The sequence below is a fragment of the Candidatus Magnetaquicoccus inordinatus genome (assembly GCF_004217665.1).
Lineage (GTDB): Bacteria > Pseudomonadota > Magnetococcia > Magnetococcales > Magnetaquicoccaceae > Magnetaquicoccus > Magnetaquicoccus inordinatus.
Genome location: NZ_RXIU01000387.1, coordinates 1 through 1,758 on the forward strand (window position 1 = coordinate 1; position 1,758 = coordinate 1,758).

Consider the following 1,758-nt stretch of genomic DNA (forward strand, 5'->3'; position numbering starts at 1 on the left):
ACCGCCAGCCGGAATGGCGGTGCATACCTGAACGGAGCAGCAATTACCACCTCAAAACAAAACCAGTTGCCGGGAGCAAGCTGCCTGGCCAGTCGCTCGGAGACACAACGGGGAGAGTGGGCTCGCTTCAATCAGGAGCTCGCCATAACCCCTATGGGTTCCATCGCCTATAAGTTGGCTTTGGTGGCAGCGGGACGCTTTGACTTGACCTTTACCTTGACCCCAAAAAATGAATGGGACTTTTGCGCCGGAGCCCTGCTCCTGCAAGAGGCGGGTGGCAACATCAGTCACAAAGATGGTCAACCCTTTTCCTTCAACCAACGCAGCCCCAAAGTCCGTTCTGTATTGGCCAGCAACGGTTTTCTCCATGGCGCATTGTTGCGCTATCTGCAGGCTACACCTCTTTCCCCGGACCGGCAGGCTGTGGCATGATGCTCTCGCCATCACATGCTCTCTCCATGCAGCAATCAACCCCTATAATGCAGGAACTCACGCATGAAACGCTATGATGTCTATGGTATTGGCCATGCTTTAGTGGATATGGAATTCCAGGTTGACGATACTTTCCTGATCCAAGCAGGTTTGCAAAAAGGCAGTATGACCCTGGTGGATGAGACACGCCAACAGCAACTGCTGCAACAACTCCATGGCCTGGCTTGCCATCGCGCCTGTGGTGGCTCTGCTGCCAACACCTTGATCGGTCTGGCACAATTTGGTGGACGGGGATTTTACTCCTGTCAGGTGGCCCAGGATGAAGCCGGTGACTTTTTTGCCCAAGCCATGCGCAGTGATGGTGTGGACAACCAACTCGATCCACCGCGCCCTCTGGGAACAACCGGTCGCTGTCTGGTATTCATTACCCCGGACGCCGAACGGACCATGTGTACCCACCTGGGCATTTCCGAACAATTTTCCAGCACACAACTGGCGCCCGATGTTTTGGCACAAGCGGAATATCTGTATATTGAAGGGTATCTGGTCTCCTCGCCGAGCGGGAGAGAGGCGACAGTGGCTGCAGCGCGTCTGGCGCGCCAGCAAAAGGTGAAAACGGCCCTGACCTTTTCAGATACCAGCATGATCACCTATTTTCGCTCTGGGTTGGAGGCCATTACCGAGCTGGGCCTTGATCTGTTATTCTGCAACGAAAGTGAGGCCATGGCCTTTACCGGTTGCCAGACTCTCGGCGAAGCACAACGGCAGTTAAGCAGTTTGGCCCAATTGGTTGGTTTGACCTTGGGGGGACGTGGTGCTGCTATCGGTTATCAGGGTGAATGGATAGAGATTCCTGCTCTTCCCGTACAAGCCATTGACAGCAATGGTGCCGGTGATCTCTTTGCTGGCGCCTTGCTCTATGGTATCACTCACGGTATGACCTTACAACAGGCTGGTCATTTGGCCTGCCGAGCCTCTGCACAACTGGTTACCCAGGCCGGAGCCCGACTCAAAGCCGGTCAAGCACGTACTATCTTGAATCAACAGGAGCACTGATTATGAGCACCGACTCCGAAGCATCCAGCAATCCCAGGGATCGCCGTCACTTTTCGCGCGTTGAATTTCGTCATCAATTGACCCTCGCCAGCAGTGAAGGAGAATATCACGGAGCTTTCGATGACATCAGCCTGCGTGGCATGCTTTTCTGGAGTGATCCCCTGCCAGAAAAGGGTGAAGAGATCAGTGGCACATTGGTTCTGGGCGATATTGAAATTCGTCTGGCGGGAGTGGTCGTGCAATCCAATTTGCATCGGGGTGCTGCCATCC

Annotated in this window: 3 protein-coding genes; all 3 read left to right on the top strand. The window is 54.4% G+C overall.

All coding sequences use genetic code 11. The annotated features are described in order from the left end of the window. The coding region (locus EJP87_RS15885) for an inositol monophosphatase family protein (RefSeq protein ID WP_320412247.1) at positions 1 to 432 on the top strand (432 nt) is incomplete at its 5' end. Between the two features lie 63 nt (positions 433 to 495). After that, on the top strand, positions 496 to 1,488 hold the full coding sequence (locus EJP87_RS15890) for an adenosine kinase (RefSeq protein ID WP_130472828.1): 993 nt from the start codon (positions 496 to 498) through the stop codon (positions 1,486 to 1,488). A gap of 2 nt (positions 1,489 to 1,490) precedes the next feature. Beyond that, on the top strand, positions 1,491 to 1,758 hold a 268-nt coding region (locus tag EJP87_RS15895), incomplete at its 3' end, for a PilZ domain-containing protein (protein WP_130472829.1).

Excerpts from the sequence above, each read along its gene's own strand:
- EJP87_RS15890 (WP_130472828.1), top strand. The coding sequence starts at position 496 with ATGAAACGCTATGATGTCTATGGTATTGGCCATGCTTTAGTGGATATG.